This is a genomic window from Flavobacterium sp. PL002, from assembly GCF_054165825.1.
The window spans coordinates 16,496-41,174 of sequence record NZ_CM135110.1; the positions used below are offsets into that span (position 1 = coordinate 16,496).

The 24,679-nt window shown below is 31.7% G+C and carries 20 protein-coding genes and 1 pseudogene; 17 read left to right on the plus strand and 4 right to left on the minus strand.

Features of this window, described 5'->3' with window-relative positions; genetic code table 11:
* Nucleotides 1-29 precede the first annotated feature (29 nt).
* The gene (locus ACVEGE_RS00060; protein ID WP_173854144.1) at nucleotides 30-674 is read right to left on the minus strand and encodes a DUF47 domain-containing protein; all 645 of its coding nucleotides are present in this window, start codon (nucleotides 672-674) and stop codon (nucleotides 30-32) included.
* Nucleotides 675-728: 54 nt separating this feature from the next.
* Complete coding sequence (gene hutH / locus ACVEGE_RS00065; protein ID WP_192500476.1) at nucleotides 729-2,237, minus strand: histidine ammonia-lyase; 1,509 nt, start codon at nucleotides 2,235-2,237, stop codon at nucleotides 729-731.
* Between the two features lie 652 nt (nucleotides 2,238-2,889).
* On the opposite strand from hutH, the gene thrA reads away from it, so the two are divergent.
* The 5 genes from thrA to ACVEGE_RS00090 all read left to right on the plus strand — a co-directional run bounded on the left by thrA (nucleotide 2,890) and on the right by ACVEGE_RS00090 (nucleotide 11,002).
* The gene (gene thrA, locus ACVEGE_RS00070; protein ID WP_192500477.1) at nucleotides 2,890-5,337 is read left to right on the plus strand and encodes a bifunctional aspartate kinase/homoserine dehydrogenase I; all 2,448 of its coding nucleotides are present in this window, start codon (nucleotides 2,890-2,892) and stop codon (nucleotides 5,335-5,337) included.
* 316 nt (nucleotides 5,338-5,653) lie between these two features.
* Nucleotides 5,654-6,580 carry a homoserine kinase gene (locus ACVEGE_RS00075; protein WP_192500478.1) on the plus strand — a complete coding sequence of 309 codons (927 nt, stop codon included), beginning with the start codon at nucleotides 5,654-5,656 and terminating at the stop codon, nucleotides 6,578-6,580.
* A gap of 124 nt (nucleotides 6,581-6,704) precedes the next feature.
* Nucleotides 6,705-7,994: a threonine synthase gene (gene thrC, locus ACVEGE_RS00080; protein WP_192500479.1), complete on the plus strand. Its 1,290-nt coding sequence runs from the start codon at nucleotides 6,705-6,707 to the stop codon at nucleotides 7,992-7,994.
* Between the two features lie 172 nt (nucleotides 7,995-8,166).
* Entirely contained in the window at nucleotides 8,167-9,345 is a 1,179-nt protein-coding gene (locus ACVEGE_RS00085) for an IS256 family transposase (RefSeq protein WP_458008584.1), read from the plus strand.
* Between the two features lie 829 nt (nucleotides 9,346-10,174).
* Nucleotides 10,175-11,002, plus strand: a complete 828-nt coding sequence (locus ACVEGE_RS00090; RefSeq protein ID WP_192502052.1) for a hypothetical protein — start codon at nucleotides 10,175-10,177, stop codon at nucleotides 11,000-11,002.
* Between the two features lie 21 nt (nucleotides 11,003-11,023).
* Here ACVEGE_RS00090 and ACVEGE_RS00095 read toward each other — a convergent pair.
* A pseudogene (locus ACVEGE_RS00095) lies at nucleotides 11,024-11,134 on the minus strand (helix-turn-helix domain-containing protein); the annotation flags it as partial.
* Between the two features lie 389 nt (nucleotides 11,135-11,523).
* Here ACVEGE_RS00095 and ACVEGE_RS00100 point away from each other — a divergent pair.
* From ACVEGE_RS00100 to ACVEGE_RS00150, 11 genes are all read left to right on the plus strand, one after another.
* Nucleotides 11,524-11,976, plus strand: a complete 453-nt coding sequence (locus tag ACVEGE_RS00100; RefSeq protein WP_173856783.1) for a hypothetical protein — start codon at nucleotides 11,524-11,526, stop codon at nucleotides 11,974-11,976.
* Nucleotides 11,977-12,155: 179 nt separating this feature from the next.
* Nucleotides 12,156-12,872, plus strand: a complete 717-nt coding sequence (locus ACVEGE_RS00105) for a hypothetical protein (RefSeq protein WP_173856784.1) — start codon at nucleotides 12,156-12,158, stop codon at nucleotides 12,870-12,872.
* Nucleotides 12,873-13,140: 268 nt separating this feature from the next.
* Complete coding sequence (locus ACVEGE_RS00110; RefSeq protein ID WP_173856785.1) at nucleotides 13,141-13,668, plus strand: hypothetical protein; 528 nt, start codon at nucleotides 13,141-13,143, stop codon at nucleotides 13,666-13,668.
* Between the two features lie 306 nt (nucleotides 13,669-13,974).
* On the plus strand, nucleotides 13,975-14,151 hold the full coding sequence (locus tag ACVEGE_RS00115; protein WP_173856786.1) for a hypothetical protein: 177 nt from the start codon (nucleotides 13,975-13,977) through the stop codon (nucleotides 14,149-14,151).
* Nucleotides 14,152-14,317: 166 nt separating this feature from the next.
* Nucleotides 14,318-14,737, plus strand: coding sequence for a hypothetical protein (locus ACVEGE_RS00120; protein ID WP_173856787.1), 420 nt, complete (start codon nucleotides 14,318-14,320; stop codon nucleotides 14,735-14,737).
* A gap of 450 nt (nucleotides 14,738-15,187) precedes the next feature.
* The gene (locus ACVEGE_RS00125) at nucleotides 15,188-15,715 is read left to right on the plus strand and encodes a DUF4833 domain-containing protein (RefSeq protein ID WP_173856788.1); all 528 of its coding nucleotides are present in this window, start codon (nucleotides 15,188-15,190) and stop codon (nucleotides 15,713-15,715) included.
* Between the two features lie 130 nt (nucleotides 15,716-15,845).
* Complete coding sequence (locus tag ACVEGE_RS00130) at nucleotides 15,846-16,514, plus strand: hypothetical protein (RefSeq protein WP_192500675.1); 669 nt, start codon at nucleotides 15,846-15,848, stop codon at nucleotides 16,512-16,514.
* A gap of 305 nt (nucleotides 16,515-16,819) precedes the next feature.
* Nucleotides 16,820-17,860 carry an AI-2E family transporter gene (locus ACVEGE_RS00135; RefSeq protein WP_192500674.1) on the plus strand — a complete coding sequence of 347 codons (1,041 nt, stop codon included), beginning with the start codon at nucleotides 16,820-16,822 and terminating at the stop codon, nucleotides 17,858-17,860.
* Nucleotides 17,861-18,152: 292 nt separating this feature from the next.
* Nucleotides 18,153-18,614, plus strand: a complete 462-nt coding sequence (locus ACVEGE_RS00140) for a hypothetical protein (protein WP_192500673.1) — start codon at nucleotides 18,153-18,155, stop codon at nucleotides 18,612-18,614.
* 628 nt (nucleotides 18,615-19,242) lie between these two features.
* On the plus strand, nucleotides 19,243-19,713 hold the full coding sequence (locus ACVEGE_RS00145; RefSeq protein WP_192500672.1) for a hypothetical protein: 471 nt from the start codon (nucleotides 19,243-19,245) through the stop codon (nucleotides 19,711-19,713).
* A 333-nt stretch (nucleotides 19,714-20,046) separates the two neighbouring features.
* Nucleotides 20,047-20,436: a DUF1398 domain-containing protein gene (locus ACVEGE_RS00150; RefSeq protein ID WP_192500671.1), complete on the plus strand. Its 390-nt coding sequence runs from the start codon at nucleotides 20,047-20,049 to the stop codon at nucleotides 20,434-20,436.
* Nucleotides 20,437-20,510: 74 nt separating this feature from the next.
* Here the strand turns inward: ACVEGE_RS00150 and ACVEGE_RS00155 are convergent, their stop codons facing one another.
* The gene (locus ACVEGE_RS00155) at nucleotides 20,511-23,129 is read right to left on the minus strand and encodes a TonB-dependent receptor (protein ID WP_192500670.1); all 2,619 of its coding nucleotides are present in this window, start codon (nucleotides 23,127-23,129) and stop codon (nucleotides 20,511-20,513) included.
* A 491-nt stretch (nucleotides 23,130-23,620) separates the two neighbouring features.
* Here ACVEGE_RS00155 and ACVEGE_RS00160 point away from each other — a divergent pair, with 491 nt between their 5' ends.
* Nucleotides 23,621-24,676 carry a glycosyltransferase family 9 protein gene (locus tag ACVEGE_RS00160; protein WP_192500669.1) on the plus strand — a complete coding sequence of 352 codons (1,056 nt, stop codon included), beginning with the start codon at nucleotides 23,621-23,623 and terminating at the stop codon, nucleotides 24,674-24,676.
* The last annotated feature ends 3 nt before the right edge of the window (nucleotides 24,677-24,679 follow it).

Genomic DNA, 24,679 nt, shown 5'->3' on the forward strand with positions numbered 1-24,679 from the left:
AGAACTTCAGAATGAAATAAAAATGAACTTTAAGAGTGTTTTACCGAAATAGATTCTAGAATACTAGCAACACTTTTACATTTGTCAGTAGCGGATTCTAAAACCGATAAAACTTCTTTGTATTTAATAATGTTCTTAGCATCAGTTTCGTTTTCGAAAATTTCAAAAACGGCCTTGTTATATACATTGTCTGATTTATTCTCTAATTTCGAAATTCTAGCACAAGCCGCTGTAATATTAGGAATGTTCTTGAAATTTTTCAACTCTTTTACAGCAGCATCAATATTCTGGCAAGCTTCAAGATTAATTTCAGTCAATTTTCTAATGGACTTAGTAATTTTATCTACTTGATACAAACGCATGATGCTTGAAGCTCCATGCAAACGGTCAGCTACATTATCAATTGCAGTTACTAAAGAGTGAATGTCTTCTCTATCAAATGGAGTAATAAAGTTTCTACTCAATTCTAAATTTGTTTGACGAGTGATATCTTCTCCTCTTTGTTCTAATTCATCAATTTTATGAAAAATCACTTCTCTTTCTTTTAAAGGAAGGTTTACCGCTTCGTGTAAATTTGAAGCCAATTCAATTAAATTACTTGATGCTTGTTCAAAAAGTGGAAAGAATTTTTTATCCTTCGGTACTAAAAACTGGAAAAGACTATTTAATGACATTTTGTTTATTTTTAAGGGTGCAAATTTAATTGATTTTTATCTTCGAAAACTAATCTAGTGCAATAAATCTTCTTCAATCTGGAAACTGTTCAAAAATGTAACTGTTTTCTCTATATCATAATGCAATATTCGGTCATCTTTTACAAAAGAAACTTCTTCGCGATAAGCATTCAAAAACATTTCAATAAATTCACTTGACTTCAACGGACTTCTAAACGCAATTGCTTGTGAAGCATTCATCAATTCAATTGCTAAAATACGTTCTAAATTGTCCATTACACGCAACGCTTTTGTAGCACCATTAGCTCCCATACTCACGTGATCTTCCTGACCATTACTAGAAACAATACTATCTACGCTTGATGGTGTTGCTAATTGTTTGTTTTGACTAGCAATACTTGCTGCTGTGTATTGCGGAATCATGAATCCTGAATTCAATCCTGGATTGTCTACTAAAAATGCAGGCAAATTACGTAAGCCTGATATTAACTGGTACGTTCTTCTTTCGGAAATACTTCCTAATTCAGCTAAAGCGATTGCCATAAAATCTAAGGCTAAAGCCAATGGTTGGCCATGAAAGTTCCCTCCAGAGATGATTTCATCACTTTCGATAAAAATATTAGGATTATCAGTAACCGAATTAATTTCGGTCTTAAACACTTTTTTCACATAGTCAAAAGCGTCTTTTGAGGCACCATGAACCTGTGGAATACACCTAAAGGAATATGGATCTTGAACATGTGTTTTCTCCTGCGCAATAATTTCGCTACCTTCAAGAAACTCTTTCACTCTTCCAGCAGTTACAATTTGTCCTTTGTGAGGCCTAATAAAATGAATCAATTCATGAAAAGGTTCTATTCTACCGTCAAAACCTTCTAAAGATATGCTGGCAATTAAATCCGCTAAATAAGAAAACTTATTTGCTTTTATCAAAATGTGAGCTCCATAAGCACTCATAAATTGTGTTCCGTTTAATAATGCTAAACCTTCTTTAGACTTTAAAATTATTGGTTCCCAACCAAAACGTTCCATTATTACTTTTGAATGCACTTTCTTTCCTTCAAAATAAACTTCTCCTTCACCTAATAAAGGCAATGATAAGTGTGCCAAAGGGGCTAAATCACCCGAAGCTCCTAACGAACCTTGTGTATATATGACTGGTAAAATATCATTATTATAAAATTCAATTAAACGATCCACAGTTTGCATCTGGATACCTGAATGACCGTAGCTTAATGATTGTATCTTTAGTAACAACATCAATTTAACAATTGTAAGGGGTACTTCCTCCCCTGTGCCACAAGCGTGTGATTTTACCAGATTTTCTTGTAGTTTGGATAGGTTTTCGTTCGAAATTTTCACATTACAAAGTGATCCAAAACCAGTGTTGATTCCGTATATAGGAGCTGAATGTGAAGCCATTTTTTTATCCAAATAATCACGACACTTTTGAATATTCACTTTCGCTTCTTCTGATAGTGCCAATAATTTATTGTGAGCTATAATTTCTTGCACTATTTCGAGCGAAAGAATTTCAGTACTTATATAATGTGTATTATCCATGTGGTTTTGAATTTTGAGTGCCAAAATTGATTAAATCAATATTAATAAACAACATATAATGGTTATAATTTAAAATATAGTTAAAAATATAGTCTGTATTTAAATTTCTGGCAATAAAAGGCTGAAAAATAGCACTTAAAATAGCTGTCTCTTTTTTAGTTATCCAAATAAAAAACTAAAAATGACCGCTAATAATTACAATAAACCAATTATTAGACAGAAAACGGTGTAATTAAATACCAATAATTTTGAAATCGTGAATTCTTACGAACCTTTCCTTAGTATTATTTCTGTTTTAAATAACAATAGTCTTGATTATCACCCTTAAAAATAGGAAATCTTAAACCTGAACCAATAAACTTAAGTTTTTTTAAAATATTCGTAAAACGATCTAAAAGGGTTTTTGAATTTTATAAAAAGCTGTATTTTTGAAAAACAACAATGATAAACAACAACGCAACATATCACTCTTCGATAACAACTCTAATTTGGGTTGGCACTGCTATAACGTTTACATTTTCTACTACAACTACAACCCCTTAGGGGTATACACTTTTACATATAACCGTATAATATTGTTATTTCTTTCGAGAGATAAAATTCTTGGGTGAATAATAAATATTCGCTTTTTTTCAAAATCAAAATGCACAACATGAAAGTATTAAAATTTGGCGGTACATCAGTAGCCAATGCCACAAATATAAAATTAGTCTTAGACATCGTTCAAAATCAAGCCAAACAAGAGCCATTAATCGTAGTGGTTTCTGCATTGAGCAAAGTGACCGATTTATTACAAACCGCTGCAGCAAAAGCGGCTTCTTGTGACGAGACTTACAAAACGTTAGTAATCGAAATTGAAAAAAAGCATTTAGACACCATTAAAGAATTTATTCCCGTTAGTGAGCAAAGCGGTTTATTGAGTCACATAAAAAGAATCGTAAACCACCTTGAAACGTTATTAGACGGTTGCTTCCTTCTAGGCGAACTATCTCCTAGAACAGCAGATACAATTTTGAGTTTTGGAGAATTATTGTCATCATATATTATAGCCGAAGCTTTAAAACAAAAAGTAACTAATTCAGGATACAAAGACAGTAGAGAGTTAATTAAAACCAACAGCAACTTTGGGAAAGCGGCAGTAAACTTTGATGTAACAAACGATTTAATTGCTACTTATTTCAAATCAGTTACCCATCAAGTAACGATCATGCCTGGTTTTATTGCGTCGTCACAAGACGGAATCACAACAACTCTTGGTCGTGGCGGATCTGATTATACGGCAGCAATTTTAGCAGGTGCCTTGGATGTTTCTGAATTAGAAATATGGACAGACGTAAACGGAATGTACACTGCAAATCCTCGTATTGTAAAGCAAGCCCAACCTATTGCTACTATTTCGTATCAAGAAGCGATGGAGCTGTCTCACTTTGGTGCTAAAGTTTTGTATCCACCAACAATTCAGCCCGTATTACGAAAAAATATTCCTATTCTAATCAAGAATACTTTTGAACCAGCAGCCGAAGGAACTTTTATTTCCAATAAGGCTGTCGCCAATGGGAATCCAGTAAAAGGAATTAGTCATATCGATAACATCTCGCTGATTACGCTTGAAGGACCTGGAATGATTGGGGTTTTAGGATCTTCAAAAAGATTATTCGAAACACTATCGCAGGCTAATGTGAATGTTATTTTTATTACACAAGCATCATCAGAGCATTCAATTTGTATCGGAATTTTGAATGCTGATGCTAATAACGCTGAGGAAGCTATCAACAAAGCATTCGAAATCGAAATTGCGCAAAACAAAGTGGAGCCTTGCATCGTTGAGAAAGACCTTTGCATTATTGCTCTAGTGGGTGAAAATATGAAAAACCACCAAGGATTAAGTGGTAAAATGTTTAGCACTCTTGGTAAAAATAATGTCAACATTCGCGCCATCGCTCAAGGTGCTTCTGAAAGAAATATCTCGGCAGTAATTAATGAGCGAGATGTTAAGAAAGCCTTGAACACACTTCACGAACGCTTTTTTGAAGAGAACACTAAACAACTTAACTTATTTGTTATGGGTGTTGGGAACGTAGGTGAAAAGTTTATCGAACAAATAAAACAACAGAAAAAATTCTTAAAAGAGAATTTGAAAATAAACTTGAGAGTGATTGCACTAGCCAATTCAAGAAAAATGCTTTTTGATGAGGAAGGTATTGATTTAAAATCTTGGCAAGGACTTCTTGATAATGGAGAGAAAGCAGACCAACAGCTATTTATCGAGCAAGTAAAAAACCTAAATTTGCGCAACAGTATTTTTGTTGATATTACTGCTAACGAAAGTGTTTCACAAACTTACGCTCATTATTTAAGAGAAAGTGTGGCGGTAGTTACTTGTAACAAAATTGCTTGTTCTTCTGCTTTTGATAATTATAAAAATTTAAAGAGTTTGTCACGCAGGTACAATGCCCCTTTCCTTTTCGAAACAAACGTTGGAGCAGGATTACCGATTATTGATACCGTAAAAAACTTAGTAGCTTCGGGTGATAAAGTGAATAAAATTCAAGCCGTATTATCAGGAAGTTTAAACTTCATCTTCAATAATTTTGATGCAAACAATTCTTTCCATGATGTGGTAAAAGAAGCCGGTGTTCAAGGCTTCACAGAACCAGATCCAAAAATTGACCTGAGCGGAATTGACGTTGCTAGAAAAATCTTGATTCTAATCCGCGAAAGCGGGTACCAAATGGAAATCGAAGACATTGCAAACGAATCGTTCTTGGCTGCCGAATGTATGGCAACGACAAACAATGACGACTTTTTTAAATCGCTTACACAATACGCAAGCCATTTTGAAGGAATTTTAGCGGAAGCCAATGCCAAAGAGAGTCGCTTGAAATTTGTAGCACAATTTGAAGATGGAAAAGCGAGCGTAGGATTGCAATTCATACCAAAAGACCATCCTTTTTACAACTTAGAAGGAAAAGACAATATTGTATTGTTCTACACCGATCGCTACGTTGACCAACCTTTATTAATCAAAGGTGCCGGTGCCGGAGCTGCAGTTACTGCCTCAGGAATTTTTGCCGATGTGATTAGAATAGGGAATGTTTAAAAAAAAGTTACTAAGTTACAGAGCTGCAAAGTTGCAAAGTTGTGAAGTTGTAAAGTAAAAAAATCTGTTTATAACCGCAAGCTTGCTATCTGTGAAACTCTGAAACTCTGAAAATCTGCAAATCTGAAACTTTGAAACTCGAAAGCTCTGAAACTCTGAAGCCTTGAAACTTTGAACCTTTGAAACTCTGAAACTCTGAAACTCTGAAACTTTGAAACTTTGAAACTCTGAAACTCTGAAACTCTGAAACTTTGAAACTTTGAAACTTTGAAACTTTGAAACTTATCAGCTAAGCAACTTAGAAACTATAAAAAAAATGAACGAAATAAAAATATTCTGTCCCGCAACCATTGCCAATCTATCTTGTGGATTTGATGTCCTAGGGTTGTGTTTGGACAATGTGGGTGACGAAATGATTATTAGAAAATCAGATCAAAAAGGCATTCGCATCACTAAATTAGTGGGTGCCGACTTACCGCTCGAAACAGAAAAAAACGTGGCTGGAGTTGCGGCTTTGGCAATGCTTGAAGCTTTGAAATCAGATGCGGGATTTGAAATCGAAATCTACAAAAACATCAAAGCCGGTAGCGGCATTGGTAGTAGCGCGGCTAGCTCTGCAGGTGCGGTTTTTGGAATCAATGAATTATTAGGAAGACCTTTTGAAATCAAAGATTTAGTGCAATTTGCCATGCAAGGCGAAAAACTAGCCTGCGGAAACGCCCATGCCGATAATGTAGCTCCTGCCCTTTTGGGTGGTTTTACGTTGGTTCGCAGTTATGCACCGTTGGATATTATCAAAATCGAAAGTCCGTCAGAATTGTATGCTACCGTGGTTCATCCTCAAATTGAGTTAAAAACATCGGATGCGCGTTCGGTATTGAAGCAAACAGTATCCCTAAAAAGCGCCATCATGCAATGGGGAAATGTAGGCGGATTAATCGCAGGACTGTATACTAAGGATTACGACTTAATTGGTCGCTCTTTGCATGACGAAATCGTAGAGCCTTTGCGCTCGGTATTGATTCCGGGATTTGATTTAATCAAACAAACCGCTTTAGAAAACGGGGCTCTAGGATCTGGAATATCCGGTTCTGGTCCATCTATTTTTGCATTAAGTAAAGGAGAAGCAACCGCAAACAAAATCGCCAAAGCCATGAGCGCAGTATATGACGAAATGCAATTACCGTACGGAATTCACGTGTCAAAAGTGAATCCTGATGGTGTGAGAGTAATAGCCCCCTAACCCCCGAAGGGGTATAAAATAATAAGATTAGATATTTAAAAAAGTTACGCAAAACACAAGTCACATCCGCATAGACTCCCTCCCCTTCGGGGAGGGCTGGGGTGGGGATCTCAATACAAATAAAATGAAATACTACAGTTTAAACCATAACGCACCAAAGGTTTCTTTTCAAGAAGCCGTAATTCAAGGATTGGCCAGTGATAAAGGATTGTATTTTCCAGAATCGATCACGCCACTACCACAGTCTTTTTTTGATGGTATCGAAAATTTATCAAACGAGGAGATTGCTTTCACAGCGATTCGCCAGTTTGTGGGAGACGAAATTCCAGAAAACGTATTAAAAGAGATCATCGCCGAAACCCTTTGTTTTGATTTTCCGGTGGTGGAAGTTGAAAACGGAATCTATTCTTTAGAGCTATTCCACGGGCCAACCATGGCTTTTAAAGATGTGGGAGCACGCTTTATGTCGCGTTGTTTGGGGTATTTTAACAAAGACAAAAAAAACAGTAAAAATACCGTGCTTGTAGCGACTTCTGGCGATACAGGTGGCGCGGTGGCTAGCGGTTTCCTTGGTGTGAAAGGCGTTGATGTTATTATATTGTATCCTTCGGGGAAAGTGAGCGATATTCAAGAGCGCCAATTGACAACCCTAGGACAAAATATTAGAGCTTTAGAGGTTGACGGATTTTTTGACGACTGCCAAGACATGGTTAAAAAAGCGTTTCTAGACGACAGTTTGAAGCAACACAATTTAACGTCGGCAAACTCCATTAATATTGCGCGCTGGTTGCCCCAAATGTTTTACTTTTTCTTTGCTTACAAAGCCTTGAAAAAACAAAATAAACCATTGGTTTTCTCTTGTCCTTCTGGGAATTTCGGGAATATTTGCGCGGGAATCATCGCTAAAAAAATGGGCTTGCCTATTGCACATTTCGTTGCATCAACCAATGTAAATGACACGGTGCCCCGCTTTTTGGAAAACGGAATCTACGATCCAAAACCATCTAAAGCGACCATTTCGAACGCGATGGATGTAGGGAATCCTAGTAATTTTGTGCGCATCCAAGAAATGTACAACAACGATTTGGAGCAATTCAAAAAAGACTTTTCTTCTTTTACATACAACGACGCCGAAACTCTAGAAGCCATGAAAACCATTTACAACGGCAACGGATACATCGCCGAGCCACATGGCGCTGTTGGATACTTGGGTTTGAAAAAAGAACTGGTTAATCACCCTGATGCTATTGGAATCTTCTTAGAAACTGCCCACCCTATCAAATTTTTAGACACCGTCGAACCGGCTTTAGGTATTAGCTTACCGATTCCGACGCAAATAGAAAGTGTGCTGAATAAGGATAAAGTAAGTACCAAAATCAAAACCTACGAAGAGTTTAAAGCATTTTTAGGATAAACAATACCAATATCAAAAACGACTAAAGTGATTTTACTTTAGTCGTTTTTTTTGTGCTTCATTTGGGCATGCCCCTACTTCCACTACGTTACAGTAGCGTGATACTGTACTAAAAAAGTGTGTAAAGTAAAAAAGTTGTAATTTTAAATTATGACAAATAAACTTACATACTATGAACCTTACACACGCTCAAATTTCGGAATTATTGTTGAATATAGCAAATTCTGAAAATGGAACAAACTTACTGATGCAAATGACATTAGATGCTTTTATGAAAAGTGAACGACATCTACATCAACTAGAGCATCCAGGAGATTCTGCAAATGGATATCGTACAAGGAAAGCACGAGGATTTGGTAAAGAAATGGTTTTAAAAGTACCTAGAACAAGAAATGGAACATTTTATCCAGTGCTTTTAAATGTGCTTCGCAATGAAGATGAAGAACATCGCAAGTTGATTTTTAGTTTATATCGCCGAGGCTTAACAACCGAGCAAGTTAGTGATGTTTACGAAGAAATTTACGGAAAAGAGTACAGTAAGCAGCAGATCAGTTATTTAATGAAAGATAGTCGCGAGGAAGTTTCAATTTGGCTTAAGCGCAAATTAGATTCTCACTATTTAGTGTTTTATATAGATGCAACTTTTGTTCATACTCGAAGAGAAAAATCGGTCAGCAAAGAGGGATATTATACTATATTAGGCATTAAAGAAGATGGTTCTAGAGAAGTCCTTAGTATTGTAAATCATCCTACAGAAGGAGCTTTGTTGTGGCAACAAGAATTAGAATCATTAAAAGAACGGGGTGTTCAGAGTGTTGGCCTAGTTGTCTCAGACGGCTTAACGTCAATAGAAAATGCCATTGCAAGGTCTTTTGTTAATGCTCAGCATCAGTTATGTGTAGTGCATCTCAAACGTAATATTTTAGCAGTTTTTCCTAGAACAAAACGTTTAGAAATAGGTAAGGAACTTCTTGAAATATTTGCAATAGAAACAAAAAACATTACCGTAGTAGAAGCATTTGAAAATTTATGTAAATTCGTAGAAAAGTATAAAAAAAGTTATCCTAGTTTAAAATCATTTTCAAACCAGCGAAATATAGCATATTTCACCTATTTAAATTATCCAATTTCGATTCAGAGAATGATTTATTCAACCAACTGGATAGAACGTTTAAATCGAGATTACAAACGGGTATTGAAAATGAGAGGAGCAATGCCAAGCTCAGAATCGGTACTTTTTTTAATGGGATCAGTGGCTATAGAAAAAGAATATAAATCCTATGTTTATCCCGTATCAGTTTTTAGAGAGATTGAAGAATTAAAAAGAATAATAGAAAAAGAAGAAGTCTAGTTCCGCTACGCTTCACTAAACTTCTTCTTTTTCTATTGAAATAATAATAATAACTTTTACACACTTTTTAATACACTACCAGTAGCGTCGGGCTGTACGCTACAATCTCCCGCAAAAAAAAGCGGGAGGATTTCCACTGCCATCCCTCATGCGCATACATTTTCGTACCACAATAACTGCTGTAGGAAAATTTGCTAATAAAATTCATTTCAAAACTTTAACATTTGCTTTTAAATGCTATATTTGTTGGAGAAACAACTGTATTCTATTACATAGCAGTTAACTTAAAAAATTACACTTTGTGATGATATTGTGTGGTTGTAATATATTTTAACGCCGAATTTTGCGGTGAAAAATTCCTTGCTTCACTCCTACTAAGAAAATAATCTGCAATCCAAAAAGTTGTCGTTTATAAAAGAAAATTAGAACAGTTTTATGTGAAATAGATTCTGGCGAAATCGTCAAGCCGAAAATAATTTGCTTGAATTAAAGTGATGCAGTTTGCGTCGAAATAGATTGTGGCGAAATCGTTAAGCCGAAAGTAATTTGCTTCAATTAATGCGATGCAGTTTGTGGTGAAAAATATTGTACCGAAATCATTAAGCCGAAAGTAATTTGGATTAATGAAAATGATGCAGTTTGTGGCGAAAAGTATTGTGCCGAAAAATTGAATAACGAGAAATCCTTGTGTTGATAAAAACATATTACAACAGCGGTTTGCATAAATGGCGAAATATGTGGTAAATTCACGTTTATCTTTCGCAAGAAATTTTATCTTAGCCGAAAATAATCGGTTACGAAGTTCGCCACTTTTGCAAGCCGCGACACGTTGGCAGAAATAATAGAAAATATGTGGTCAAAACTGAAAGAATTATTTGCGTCTTCACATCCTTTGGATTTGACAATTATTGATGAAACTAATTTGAAATTGGATACTTTAGTTAAATCCTTAATGGAAGAATTAATAACTAAGGATATTTGCTTAAAGCTTGAAGGTAAAAAAGTTGATATTATTATTCCAAAAGACTTTGGTGCTACAGTTTACAAATATGCAATTGATGAAGAAAAAGCCCATTATGATGCAAACGGATTATCGACTTCAAACGGCAATTTTAGTATTACGACTAAAAATAATATAATTTGTTTTAAACTTATTATTAATTCTCGCGTATTTGAGGATTCATTATATCTTAGTACAGTAACTCATGAATTCACTCATGCAGTTGATTTTTCAGAATACATAAATAAATATTCAAACCCATTTTTAATGAATTCTTCTATGAAAAATAAAAATTATTATCGAGAATTTTACTTGTGGACTGAATATAACGCAAAAAAGAAAGGGTTATTAAGATACCAAAAAGAACTCGACAAGGATAACTTAAAATTATCTATTACAGTAAATGATTTTATTCATGATGTAGAAAGCGAAATTTATAGTTTGCCAAAACTATATTCTTTAATGCATTTTTTTGCTAGAGTTTTTGTTTGTAATTATCAAGGCTATAAATTTAATATAGACAATTATGTGAGTAATTTTTTAATCTGTAAGTTTGGTTCAAATGTATTTTTAATTCAAACAACCATTGAAAAAATCAAAAACTTTAAAGATTTTGAAAAAAAGAAAGTAATTCTCAAATATTTAATTTTTCCATAATAAAGTACTTCTGCTAACAGCGGTTATTACAGATTTATCTCTACCTATAACCCCTCCTATTTTACTCATTGAAAATCCTTGTGAACGAAGTGTAGCAATTTCGTATCTTTGTTCAATCGTTAAATGTGACATCTTTTTTTTGTGCTTAGTAACCCAAAAATAAGAGAAATTTTTTTCGTAGCCTACTGATAAGTCTTGAAGATCTAGATCTTCAAGACTTATCAGTAGGCTTTATTTAAACAAATAAGGAGTGTTGCATTTATCACTTGAATATAAGAACAAATAAAACATGAAAATCAAAAAAAGTAATTATATATTTGAATTGATAGAAATAGTTGCCACGAAAGAACTCCTTGAAAATGCTTTATTTACTTGATTTCTAGCAGGAGTTCTTTTTTACAATGTTGCTAAAAACAGTTTGGGAATGTTGACTTTGATCTTCTGTATTTCATTTACAAATTGACTAACATCCAAGAAACAAAAAGAAAATTGGCTTAAAAACCTTATTAATAACAAAAAAAATGAAACTAAAAATTATCCAAATTTCATTGTTTTTAACTTTATTTATTTTACAATCTTGTAAAAATAAATCAAAAGAAGAAAATAATCACATTCAAGTTACTTCTGTAAATAATCATATGGAAGTAGATACCATAATTTCTCAAAGACAAAATAAAAAAAGTATGGTTGTTAAAACCGTTACTAATGCTACAAAAACATATAAAGATACTTTACAATATTTACAGGAAGGAGAAAATGAAGACAATATATATTCAATTTTTTTAACCAAAAAGTTGGATACAATTCGTATCGTTTTAGAAAATAATGAATATCTTACAAATGATTCCACAAACAAAATGTATGTTGCTGAATGGGAAAATATTTTTGTGACCTCAGGTGGAGATAGCGAAATAAAATATCAACAAGCATTTATGAAGAGAATGATTGAAATAAAAACAAAAAAATTCAAATAAAATTACTACAAATTGCAGTTTGCAAAAATGGCGAGATATGTGGTAAATTCACATTTGTATTTTGCAAAAAATTTAATTTTATTGGAAAATATGCGGTTATTAAATTCGTCAATTCTGCAAGTGATGACACGTTGAGCGTAATTATGTAGGAGGGACAAAAATAAAGTAAAAAATAGAAAATGATAGAAAATTTACCCTCATATATTACTTGGACTTTTGGACTAACAACAGTTTTGACTTTGTTCCTTTTTATTTGGACAATTGGAAATTCAAATTCGGAAACAACACGAAAAAAATCAATGTCAATTTTAATCGGTTTGACAATTTGGTTAATAATTCAAACTGGTTTGACGCTAAAAAATATTTACAAAACAGACACAAATTTATTTCCACCTAAAATTATGTTGTTTGGAATTTTACCTACAATATTGACAATACTATTTTTATTCGCTACTCAAAAAGGACGACAATTTATAGACAGTTTACCTCTCAAAAATTTGACTTATTTGAACGTTGTAAGAATTCCAGTTGAGCTTGTTTTATTTTGTCTTTTTCTCAATAAAGCAATCCCAGAACTAATGACTTTTGAAGGACGAAACTTTGATATTATTGCTGGTATAACAGCACCAATTATTGTTTATTTTGGACTATCAAAAACCAAATTAGACGACAAGGTAATTTTAATTTGGAATTTAATTTGTCTTGGACTTCTAATAAATATAGTTATAAATGCTTTATTTTCTGCACCTTCACCAATACAGAAATTTGCATTTGAACAACCTAATATAGCAATTTTGAATTTTCCCTTTAGTTGGTTACCGACATTTATAGTTCCAATAATATTATTTGGACATTTAACTTCGATTAGACAATTATTAAAACGAAAAAAATACTAAAAACGTCAAATAACGAACGCACAACTTCGATTTGCAAAAATGGAGAAATTGCGTTAAATTCAAGTTTATCTTTTGCAAGAAATTTTATATTTGTAGAAAATATGCGGTTATGAAGTTCGCCACTTCTTGAAGCCGCGACACGTTAGCGGTCAGCAGTGTTGGAGCGCAGAGAAAATTGAATAAACAAAAAGCAGAAACTTTAAAAGTAAAATTTCAATCAGTTTTTATTAGCTTTTTAAAGTAGAAAAAGAATGTTTAGTAGAAACCAATGACGACAAAATATAATGAAATATTTGAGCAACTTTTGACAGAATACAAACTGTCAAATGACTTTATATTTTCAGTCAACTTTCCGACAGAGGTTAAAGATATTCTTTCTGACCAAATATTATTGACGAAATTTGGTATTACATTAAAATCATTTGATAGACTCTATAATGCAAATGAGAATTGGGAAAATCAATCTATAATTGAAGACAACGAGAACCATTTTCATGTTGACTCATATATAGAGCCTGTTAACAATAAAAAAGCATTTATGCTTGGTGTAAAAACTATAACTTTATTAGCGGACAAATTTCAAAAAGAAAAAATGAATAATATTAGGTTTTGGTACTCTTTTCAGACACCCGAACTCGGAAGGCTTCATGCAAGTGAAAACAATCTAGAAGAAGCAGATGATGACTATTTTATTAGTGACCGATTAAGCTTTTTTAAATTGCGTGACGGAGAGGATGTCATTACAATTAGCGAATTTGAAAATAAATTTTGTGCAATCTTAATAATAGATATTTAAAAATAAAACTCAAAAAATAAAAAGTAGAAACTTGGAAAGTGAAATTTTTACTAGATTTTTTTAAATGTTTAATGCATAAAGAAGATGTTCAAGACAAAAAAAAGAATTAAATTTGGAATAATTAGGAATGGACATACATAAAACATAAACTGCCGAACCGCTAACAGCGCTTTGTAAAGATGGCTAAATATGTGGTAAGTTCATGTTTATTTTCGTAAGAATTTTTATCTTAGTCCAAAAAATATAGGTTACGAAGTTCGCCACTTCTTGAAGCCTCGAAACCTTACTGATATTAAAAAAACCGATATGGAAAAAGTATTTAAAAAAGACATTCTTAACATTTATTCTAAATTTCAAGATAATATTATTCAACAATTAGAATATCATCATTATGTATTATCAATAATTCTTATCGAAAAAAATTTAGATAAAGAAAATCAAATTGAAAAGTACTTAGGAGTTCAACAAAAAAAAAACATTTGATAATGCAAAAAAGAATCTAGAGAAGGATGGCGAAGGATTAAGAAAAATAACTAATGAAATTATTTATAAAAATTATTATCAAATATATGAAGAGTATATTGCCTCCTTATTTTATGCTTTATTCTCTCACTATCCAAAATTTATCAAAAAGGATAATGATAATTTATTGGTTCAATACTCTAACATTTTTGAAAATGAAAGCATTGATTTTGTAAAAAATGCAATCATAGAAAAAAGAATTAAAGAATTAATGCAGAGTAACAATGTTACTAACATTATAAAAAAGTTTAAAACAATTTTTTGTATTGATATCAATATTGATAAAAATGAGATTGATTTTCTTAAAATTTTTGCGTTAAAAAGAAATTTACTAACACATAATAATGGAAAAGTTAATTCAATATATTTAAATGAGCTTGAAAAATTAAATATTAAAACTGGCTTAAAACTTAATGAAAATATTTTTTCTGATTCAAATGATAGTGACAAAGTTCTTGCAGATATTATGAGTATTTCTCAAAAAATAAGAGAAACTATATTACAATTTGAAAAACAAGTTACAAAACACCATCAAAACATCAGCTAATAACGGTTAGCAAAAACCACAAACGCTTGGACAACTTCTTGAAAATCCTGTCGGATTTTCTATTAGGTTTTTATTTATTATATAACCAGTAATAATAGATTAAAATTCAAATCCTTTTTAAAATATCCTCTTTACAATGAAAATATTCAAATACATAGTGATCAGAATTTTAGTTTTAATAGGCTTCTTGACACTATTATGGAATAATGCTTATTACCTTTTGCCAGAAAGTTTGCAAGAAGGTAAATTCAGTTTTTTTTCAGAAGCAGTTGTTTTTTTAAGAATAAGTTTGTTATTTGTATTTTTGTTTTTGTGCTATACACTTTATGAACTCAATAATTTTAATAAAAACAGTCAGTATCAATTACGAAATACTGCAATTGTTTTTAGCCTTACTTTAATATTAATAGCAACACCCTTAGTTATATACAACATAAAATATTAGCTCAAATGAAATTTATATTACCCTTTCTTTTTCTGTTATTTTACTCCCATTCTTGTTTTGCACAGGAAGGATATCCAGAACCTGAAAAAACTACAAGCCGCCTTTTTTATATACAACACAGCAACAACCACAATACTTATGTTTATGATGCCAATATAAAAGATGGTGTTATTAATTCGACTGCCCCTATTGACGAATACCAAATTGTTTACACTGAAAACGGAATAAAAAAACCACTGTCTATCATTCAAAGAAAATTAGCTTATGGAATGATTTTAGAAGAATCAAAAACAAACTCATATAAACTACGTCTCGCTGCATCAGACAAACTATACTTCTATCTTAACTATAGTCATAACAAAGGCGCCAGAATTCATGTTATTGTCAATAATCACAAAATGTATTTAGACAAGATGTTCGTACAGCTCAAGGATGGTTTTCTTGGACTTCAAGCAAAAGCTGATTTTGTATTGTTTTATGGAAAAGACTTTAGCTCTGGAAAAACAATTATCGAAAAAGTTATAATTGATTAAATTATTTAGTTTGTCCATTTATAACTTCAATTATAAAATTAAAAGCTGAATAATAACTAACGATTCATTTATAAAAAAAACACTAATCCCATAAATTATTAAAACCAAAAAATTAAAACCAAAAAATTAAATGCAAGAAAACTTTAAATACATCGCAAAACTATCTGGATCTGCCTTATTTAGTTTTATAAAAATCAATCTTTTAGGTACTATCTCTACTATTATTGTAGTCGTTATTGGTTTTTTCCTGTTGACACAAGACGTTAATGTGGGCAGCTCTGGTCATGCTACACCTATTCCGTTTATAATAGCAACTTTTATTTTAAGACCTGTTAGCACAATTTTATTTTCTATCGTTTTCTTTTCTAGTTCTGCTTTATTTTTAACATTCGGAAATAAATACATTATATCAAAACTTGTTAACCGAATTACGATTGATAAAGGAGAAGGTTATCTTGTTGCACTATTAGATAAGCTAATGTTGAAATACAAAAAACAACAACCAGCCATTTTAAGAAACGCTGGAGACTTTTCTATTCAAAAATTAAAAGTAATACAAGACATTAAAAATGACAAAACAGTAAACAAATGGCTTAGAAAAGTTATTGTTTTAGGGATGGGAAAAATAAGACTGGATGGTATCGAATTTAATGATGAGAATCAAAATCCTTATGATATTATAAGAAATAGAACTATTGAAAGTTTGAAAAACATAATGGAACCTAGCCGAAAAATGATTTGGATGATATTTGCTTTACAATGGGCAATTTTACTATTTATTTGGTCTTCTAATTTTTAATAAAAAAGATGTTTCATGTAAAACTAAAGTTTAAAAATGTTCCAAAACAGGTATTCTAGTAGTATTACGATATTAATTTAAAGCTTCATTACACCGCCTTTTCTTTCTTTTTGCTTAAAAACTTTTCTTATATTTGAGATTATATAGCTTCACTTCTAAAACAATTAAGTGATTTCAGAACTGTAAACGCTATGTTTTCATGATGTTAAATGCATTTTAAACTATCTTTTTTATCTGCAGTTTTCAATCTTTATAACTGTAGAAAAAGTATAAGATGCAAAATACAAATCTGTAATTAATTTTTTATGCCGCAAAAAGACACTCCACAATTAGATCAAGATAAAAATATTTCTTTTCAAAAAAAAGTATGGATAACTACGGCTATAATTACTTTTACAATCAGTGCATTATTACTTTTTAAAGCTACTTTTAATGTGTTTTTATTAATATTAGCAGGAACTTTAATTGCTGTTTTTTTTAGAGGTTTAAGTGATTTTATACAACGTAAAACAAAATGGAAAGAAAATGTATGTGTTGCAATTTCTATTCTAGGAACGTTGTTTATTGTTGCAGGATTGTTTTGGTTAATTGGCGCCAAGGTGCAAACCCAAATGACAGATTTGATGGAAACCTTACCCAAAACAATTGAGAATGTAAAAATACAAATGAATAACAGCATAGTGGGTGAAAAAATTATAGACAAACTATCTTCTAAAAATTCTACCGATAAAGTACAAGTTTTTGCAGGACAGTTTTTCCAATCAACATTTGGTGTTTTTGGAGATATTTATGTTATTTTATTCATTGCTATTTTCTTTACCGTATCACCTCAAACTTACATCAAAGGAATTGTACAATTAATCCCTGTAAAAGGTCAAGATAAAGCAAATGATGTTCTCGATAAATTAAACAAACAATTACGGAACTGGCTTAAAGGAAAGTTGTTTTCTATGTTTGTAGTTTTTATTTTAACAGCAATTGGATTAGCAATAATTGGCATGCCGCTTTGGTTGGTTTTAGCACTACTAGCGGGCTTAATTAGTTTCATTCCTAACTTTGGGCCTTTACTTGCTTTAGTTCCAGCGGTATTAGTTGGTTTGATGCAAAGTCCTGAAACAGCGGCATTAGTTGTAGGACTTTATGTTTTAATACAGTTTGTTGAAAGTAATTTTATTACTACGCTCGTACAGCAAAAATTAATTGATATGCCTCCTGCCCTCATTATAATTGCACAACTTTTAATGGGTGCGCTAACTGGAGGATGGGGTTTAATTTTGGCTACGCCAATAATTGTCATTCTAATTGTTTTAATTCAAGAATTATATATCAAAGAGCGAGACAATTAAACTTTTATTTCAAAAAGAATTAATGCCATAAGCCTTTTTAGTTTAGTAGAAACTAAAACAGGTTTAGCCTACCCATTATCATACTAAATATTCATAATCAAATAAACGACCATAAATAGCTAAAAAATGCTATTGAATAATTGTACATAAACTATAGATTTTAGTTTTTATGGTAAAAGGAAATGTAAATTACTTAACTTCGTTAGTAACTACATAAATATATTTTAATGTGTCCCAAACAAATTGGAATAAAACGTTGAATAATTATATAACCACACTAATACTATTTAAGATGATGAATAAAAAAATATTAGCCATTATTGTAGTCGCAATTGTAATTTTTTCTTGTGAAAAAAGTAAAAAACAAACCCCCGAAACAAATGAGAATAGTCAGTCTCAAGAAATAGTTTCTAAAAAAATTGACATAAAAGAGCTTAAAGGTTCTGGATTTGAACCTGGTTGGAGTATTTTAATATCTCAAAAAAATAAAAGAAATTTTAGCTTTGAACTACTAACATTACTAGGTCAACAGAAAACAACGGGAACCCTCTACTTAGAAAGTGACTTTATAGAAGAACAAAACGCAATCGTTTCCTTTAAAGGTACCGATACCGATGGAAAAGAAATTACAGTCACTTACTTACTAAAAAGCTGTCTTGACATGGCTGGCAATGAAACAGGCGGCATCATTGATGTAAAATGGAATGAAGAACAGTTTAATGGTTGCGGTAATTATTTAGTTAACTATAAATAAATAGTCTCGTATCGTTTTATTAAAATGTAAACTTCAGAAACTGATAAGGATATTTTAAACTGTAAAATAAATCACGAAAATTATGATTGAGCTTTTGAACAAATATTATGTTTCACAAATAGTTGTTCTATTGTAAATTAATAAAAATCGGTTAAGGAAACTTAATCGTTTTTTTTATGTCTTTTATTTATGAGATTGGTTTCTATATCATTAGTAATTATTAAAACGCTGATTTTTATCTAGAACGAACTGAGAACCATTAATTCATATTGACTAAAATTGATGTGACAAAAAAATAAATTGGATTGTAGTGTATTGATTCTGATATTAAAAACAAGCACAAAACTATTTAAAACCTAATAATGGTCTAGCTGTTTTATCAATAAACAAAAAAAAACAGCTGTAAATAAATAGTGAAAATTTCTATTTACTAAATTTTACAACTATTTCAATAAAATTATTCATTTATTTAAAGCACTAAATATCAATCACTAAACTAACAAATAACAGACTCTAGTAGCCCAATTAAAAGTTAAATAAATACTGTGGCACAGTTGTTGGATTTACAGTAAATGTATATACGAAATGAATAAAAAAATTAAAAATATAATTGTAAAATATAGAAAATATGAAAACTTTAAAACTAATAGCCGCTGGAATAATTCTACTTATAACAAGCACATCAAATGCGCAACTTTCGATTAACCTCAACATAGGAAACGCTCCTGTATATCATAACAATACTAATGTAGCTGTAGGCTATTATTACCTACCAGATATACAATCATATTATGATGTACGTGCCAATCAATATATTTATTTAAATAGAGGAAACTGGGTACGCTCAAGAAACCTACCTACTCAATACCGAAACTATAATTATAAAACTGGATATAAAGTAGTGCTTAATGATTATCACGGTAACGAACCTTATAGAAACTATAAAAATGATCACACAAAATATTATGTTGGATATAGGGGTTCAGCTCAAAAAGTAGTTTTAAACCGTAATAACAATACTGTTGTTTACAACAATAATAAAAACTATAAATACAATGGTTACAACCATTATGATAAAAAAAATAATCACAGACGTTAATTAATACTATAAAGAGCTTCAATAAGAGGCTCTTTTTTTTGGTTGTAACCAAAGTAAAAAAATCAAGAGAATATTTTTCTTAGCAAATCATTATTACACAACTTTATAAATATCGAAACATATATGAACTTAACTTAGTTTTTGTGAAGAAATAAAAAACATCTTAATTACTTGTTTTTAAATGCAGTAAATGCCTTCTGAGTCCCTATTAAAAAACCAACAGTTTCTATAAAAGTATGTAAAATGAAAAATAAATAGTATTTTAGTACCAAATCTAAACTTTCAGTAAAGTTAGATTAGCATTTTTTGTTAAATCAATAATTTACAACTACTATGTTTACGTTAGAACAAATAAAACAAGCTTACGATAAAGTAAAAACAGGAGCTGATTTTACTAATTACATTCAAGAATTAATTACCTTAGGCATAAAAGGATATGATACCATTACTGCAGATAGTCGCGTAGTATATTACGGTGCTGATAACTATGAAGTAAGTACTGATAAAAAACACGATGATTTCGTTATTGCAGCTACTCCTAACAAAGAACGTTTTATTGAGTACATCGTAATGCATCAAAGTGGTCAAACTGATTATATTACTTTTTGTGAGCAAGCCGCACAATGCGGAATTGCAAAATGGCGCATCGATATTATTGACATGACTTGTACCTACTATTCTACACAAGGAGAAGCTATTATCATAGAAAAAATACCAACTTAAACACGTTATTTTTTTTCAATTTAAAACAAAAAAAACGGGAAATATCCCGTTTTTTTTATGCTTATATGTAGATTTTAGAATTTAAAATTCAATCCTGCTGTAAATGTAGTTCCGTTAAATCCAAACTGGTTTACTTCCCATGGATATTTAAAACGACCTCCTAAATCAGTTACCACATCACCTTTAGTATCGATTACATCAGGATAAACATTGAATAAATTGTTTACCATAACGTTTGCTGATATTGTATTTGTAATCTTGTAGGCAACTCCTAAATCAGTAAGAATCTTACCAGAGAATGTTTGATCTTTTCCTGGATCAGTAGCATGTTGCCAAGTCACTTCACCAAAATAAGTATTGTTTAAGATAAATGTAGCTTTCTTGAAATCATAATTAGCTCCTAACAATACTTTTGTATTAGGTCTCGCGCTTAAAATTCTAGCTTGCTCCTTACGATCAAAAATATCATATCCATTTGCTTTCAAGATTGCTGGTGTATCAATTTTACCATTGATTTTAGTTTCAGCAATATTTGATGCTAAGCTTAAACCAAGTTTACCCTCACCTATTTTCAAGTTTTTATAGTTCAACACGATATCAACTCCTTTTGTAGTTGTGTTAATAGCATTAATAAAGAATTTCATACTTGTAATGTCATTTGCAACTAGTACTGCTTCTACTGGATTTGTTGTCGTATCGTCACCATCAAAACCTACTTCACCTGAAAATAACACACGGTCATTAACTTTAATATGATAAAAGTCAAGCGATGCAGAAAAATTAGCACCAGATCTAAAGGTGATACCTGTAGAAATATTTTGAGATTTTTCAGCATGTAATTTTGGAACCCCTAAACCACTTACTGCTGGATCAACGTTGTTAAAAGTTCCTTGGTTTGAGATAGTTCCCCCAGAAACAAGCGTTTGAATGTTACTCAAATAAATTTGGTGTAAAGCCGGAGCTCTAAAACCTGTGCTAAACGAAGCTCTAACTGTAACGTCATTTGTTAATTTATAACGAGAATTTACTTTCCAAGAAAAATTATCTCCAAAATCAGAATAATTCTCATAACGTAACGATCCTCCAATTAAAAAAGCATCAGTAACGTCATAATCTAAAGTTGTATACACACCTACATTGTTACGATCTTTCTTTAAAGCATTTGCTGGTTGTAATCCTGGGAAAGATTGTGCTCCTCCATCTACATAAGATTCCACTTGACCTGCTCGAGCTTCAAATTGTTCTTTTCTAATTTCGGTACCAAAACCAAAAGTTATTTTATCAAAACTTCTAGAGAAATCAGCATTTCCTACTAATTGACTAAAGGTATATCCTCCCACATTAAATTCTGTTGGACTACTTGCTCCTAAATCCACATTTAAAGTATTACCTACAGTATAATCTACTTTGTTAGATCCTGCAGTTAAACTAAAATCTGAATTAAAACCTAATATTGAAGTTCTTAATCCTACAGAACCTAAATTATCAAAAACATCTGTATTAAATGTAGGTTGGAAACCATTATAAGTCGTTCCAGCATCATGTAATAAATTATTTGGATCAGCAACCCAATAAGGCGTTCTGTTTAATGCAAAACTTGTTCCTTTACGGATGTTGATATCTCCAAATGCATATAAAGTAGTTTTATCCGAAAGTGGGTACTCTGCATTAACAACTAAAGCTCCCATTTTAGTATCTGGCTGACCAATGTTCATTCCTAAATCAGGATTGTTTTTTAAATAATCGCCCCACATTGGATCATTTGCTTCAACTCCAAATAAACCATCTCTTCCTGGTTTTCCTGCTCTATTTGTTTTGTTTTGATCTAAGTACGAAAGATTAAAATTCACAAAACCTTTCTCAGCAATTTTAAATCCTGAATTTAAATCAGCACCAAAATTAAAACCATCTCCTTTTGAAGTAATTCCCGAAGTTAAACTAACCTCTGTAAAATTAGTTTGCTTTTTAAGGATGATATTTACTACACCCGCAATAGCATCTGAACCATATTGTGAAGATGCACCATCACGCAAAACCTCTACTCTTTCGATAGCAGAAAACGGAATACTTTTCATATCTGTTCCTACTTCTCCTTTTCCAGGAGTATCATTGATATAAACAAGTGCACTTTGGTTTTTTCTTTTTCCATTTACTAATACTAACGTACGGCTAGGCCCTAATCCACGTAAATCTGCTGGATCAAAATGCGCAGTAGCATCAGAAACTGCTTGTGTGCTTGAATTGAAAGAAGGAATTTTATAAGCTAACATTTTATCAAATGTAACTTGCCCGCTTGATTTTAAATCTTCGGCATACAACTTGTCGATAGGCACAGCAGAACTTAACACGGTACGCGTTTTTGCTCTGTTTCCTGTCACTACAACTTCATCAAGACTATTGTTTGGGGCCAAAGCAAAAGTTACCACTGTTGATTCATCAGCTACCTCAATAGATTTATTTTGGTAACCCACATATTTGGCAATCAAAGTTGCAGGTAACGCTTTTACCTTAATTTCAAATTTTCCGTTTGCATCAGTAGTTACTCCACTTGATGTACTCTTATCAATAACGTTAGAAAATGGCAAAGCTTGTCCATTATCATCTGTCACTACCCCCTTAATTGTTTGGGAATTCATCACTGCAGGCATTATTAACATAAATAATAGACCTAAAACAAAATGGTTAAATTTCATAAATCTTAATTGTATTTATTTTTCTTAAATATCTTAACAAAACTATAATTAATAGTTAATAAAACAATAAAAACATTAATTTTTACACAAAACACCACATAATACTAATTTTAACAATCATTTTTAGTGTATGTTCAGTTAATGATTATATCTGCTAATGATTATCAATTAAAGATGACCTAATAAAACAATAGAAACACTACAATAAAATACGCTTTAGGCTTTTATTATACCTAACTAGCACCTTGTTAGCAGTAATATCTTTATATTTATTATTAAAAAACCACTAATTCCCCAAAAAATACTCTTGCTTAAACGAAACATTACCATAAGATAAAGTTAAGGAAATAGGAATTTTAAATAAAAAGTGTTTATTTGGTAAACCACATTCCAAAACAAGTTATAGATACCTCTTATTAAAAAAATACCACTATTGACTGGAGTTATTTATTCAACTTTATATTTCTAATCTTTAAAATCAAAAATAAAAGATGAGTATTAAAAGTAATATCAACAATGTACGAAGGAAGCTGATGCACAGGTTAACTAAAAATATTGGTCGATCGAATTTTGATAAAACGGCTAACATTACAAAAGTAGATGTGAAGCGGATTCTAATATGCCGACCCAATCCTAGATTAGGAAACCAGTTACTCATAACCCCCTTACTACAAGAAGTTATTGCAACATATCCTGATTGTAAAATTGATTTATTTGTAAATGGAAATGCCGCCCCAAGCATTTTTAAGAATTACCACAATGTTAACCAAATCATTCGCTTACCTCGAAAACCATTCAAAGAACTTCATAACTATATGAAAGGCTGGATGGCAATCAAAAAACACAAATACGATATTGTAATAAATGTTGTAAAGAACTCTTCATCAGGCCGACTTTCAACCCAATTTGCTAGCGGTAAATTCAAATTCTTCGGTGATGACATTGATGATCTAACTAATACTTTTACTGATTACAAACATATTGCTAAGGGTCCCGTTTATAACTTTAGACATTATCTTAACCTATTAGGAATGCCAAAAAACAATAATCCCGTTCCACCATTAAACTTAAAATTAGCTCCTTCAGAAATTGCTGAGGCAAATAAGTTAGTTCAGGATATTGTAAAAAATAACAAAAAAACTATTTGCATATTTACCTACGCCACTAGAGCAAAATGTTACAACCTCAACTGGTGGGAAACTTTCTACCAATCTTTACGTGATGCTTTTCCTGAGTACAATATCATTGAAGTTTTACCCGTAGAAAATGTATCTCAAATTGGCTTTAAAGCCCCTACGTTTTACAGTAAAGACATTAGAGAAATCGCTGCTTTCATAGCTAACACAGCAATATTTATAGGGGCTGATAGCGGCATGATGCATCTGGCTAGTGCCTCCCTAACACCTACTGTAGGTTTATTTTGTGTAACTGATGAAAGAATGTATGCTCCTTATGAAAACAATAGCTTCGCCATCAATACTACAAACACAAGCACAGCCCAAAGTATCGAGATTATTGCGGCTCTTTTAAATAAAAATTTCGCTTAAAGC

Excerpts from the sequence above, each read along its gene's own strand:
- ACVEGE_RS00060 (WP_173854144.1), bottom strand. The coding sequence starts at position 674 with ATGTCATTAAATAGTCTTTTCCAGTTTTTAGTACCGAAGGATAAAAAA.
- ACVEGE_RS00155 (WP_192500670.1), bottom strand. The coding sequence starts at position 23,129 with ATGAAATTTAACCATTTTGTTTTAGGTCTATTATTTATGTTAATAATG.
- ACVEGE_RS00085 (WP_458008584.1), top strand. The coding sequence starts at position 8,167 with ATGAACCTTACACACGCTCAAATTTCGGAATTATTGTTGAATATAGCA.
- ACVEGE_RS00100 (WP_173856783.1), top strand. The coding sequence starts at position 11,524 with ATGAAACTAAAAATTATCCAAATTTCATTGTTTTTAACTTTATTTATT.
- thrC (WP_192500479.1), top strand. The coding sequence starts at position 6,705 with ATGAAATACTACAGTTTAAACCATAACGCACCAAAGGTTTCTTTTCAA.
- ACVEGE_RS00075 (WP_192500478.1), top strand. The coding sequence starts at position 5,654 with ATGAACGAAATAAAAATATTCTGTCCCGCAACCATTGCCAATCTATCT.
- ACVEGE_RS00130 (WP_192500675.1), top strand. The coding sequence starts at position 15,846 with ATGCAAGAAAACTTTAAATACATCGCAAAACTATCTGGATCTGCCTTA.
- hutH (WP_192500476.1), bottom strand. The coding sequence starts at position 2,237 with ATGGATAATACACATTATATAAGTACTGAAATTCTTTCGCTCGAAATA.
- ACVEGE_RS00115 (WP_173856786.1), top strand. The coding sequence starts at position 13,975 with ATGGAAAAAGTATTTAAAAAAGACATTCTTAACATTTATTCTAAATTT.
- ACVEGE_RS00105 (WP_173856784.1), top strand. The coding sequence starts at position 12,156 with ATGATAGAAAATTTACCCTCATATATTACTTGGACTTTTGGACTAACA.
- ACVEGE_RS00145 (WP_192500672.1), top strand. The coding sequence starts at position 19,243 with ATGAAAACTTTAAAACTAATAGCCGCTGGAATAATTCTACTTATAACA.
- ACVEGE_RS00110 (WP_173856785.1), top strand. The coding sequence starts at position 13,141 with ATGACGACAAAATATAATGAAATATTTGAGCAACTTTTGACAGAATAC.
- ACVEGE_RS00150 (WP_192500671.1), top strand. The coding sequence starts at position 20,047 with ATGTTTACGTTAGAACAAATAAAACAAGCTTACGATAAAGTAAAAACA.
- ACVEGE_RS00135 (WP_192500674.1), top strand. The coding sequence starts at position 16,820 with ATGCCGCAAAAAGACACTCCACAATTAGATCAAGATAAAAATATTTCT.
- ACVEGE_RS00125 (WP_173856788.1), top strand. The coding sequence starts at position 15,188 with ATGAAATTTATATTACCCTTTCTTTTTCTGTTATTTTACTCCCATTCT.
- thrA (WP_192500477.1), top strand. The coding sequence starts at position 2,890 with ATGAAAGTATTAAAATTTGGCGGTACATCAGTAGCCAATGCCACAAAT.
- ACVEGE_RS00160 (WP_192500669.1), top strand. The coding sequence starts at position 23,621 with ATGAGTATTAAAAGTAATATCAACAATGTACGAAGGAAGCTGATGCAC.
- ACVEGE_RS00140 (WP_192500673.1), top strand. The coding sequence starts at position 18,153 with ATGATGAATAAAAAAATATTAGCCATTATTGTAGTCGCAATTGTAATT.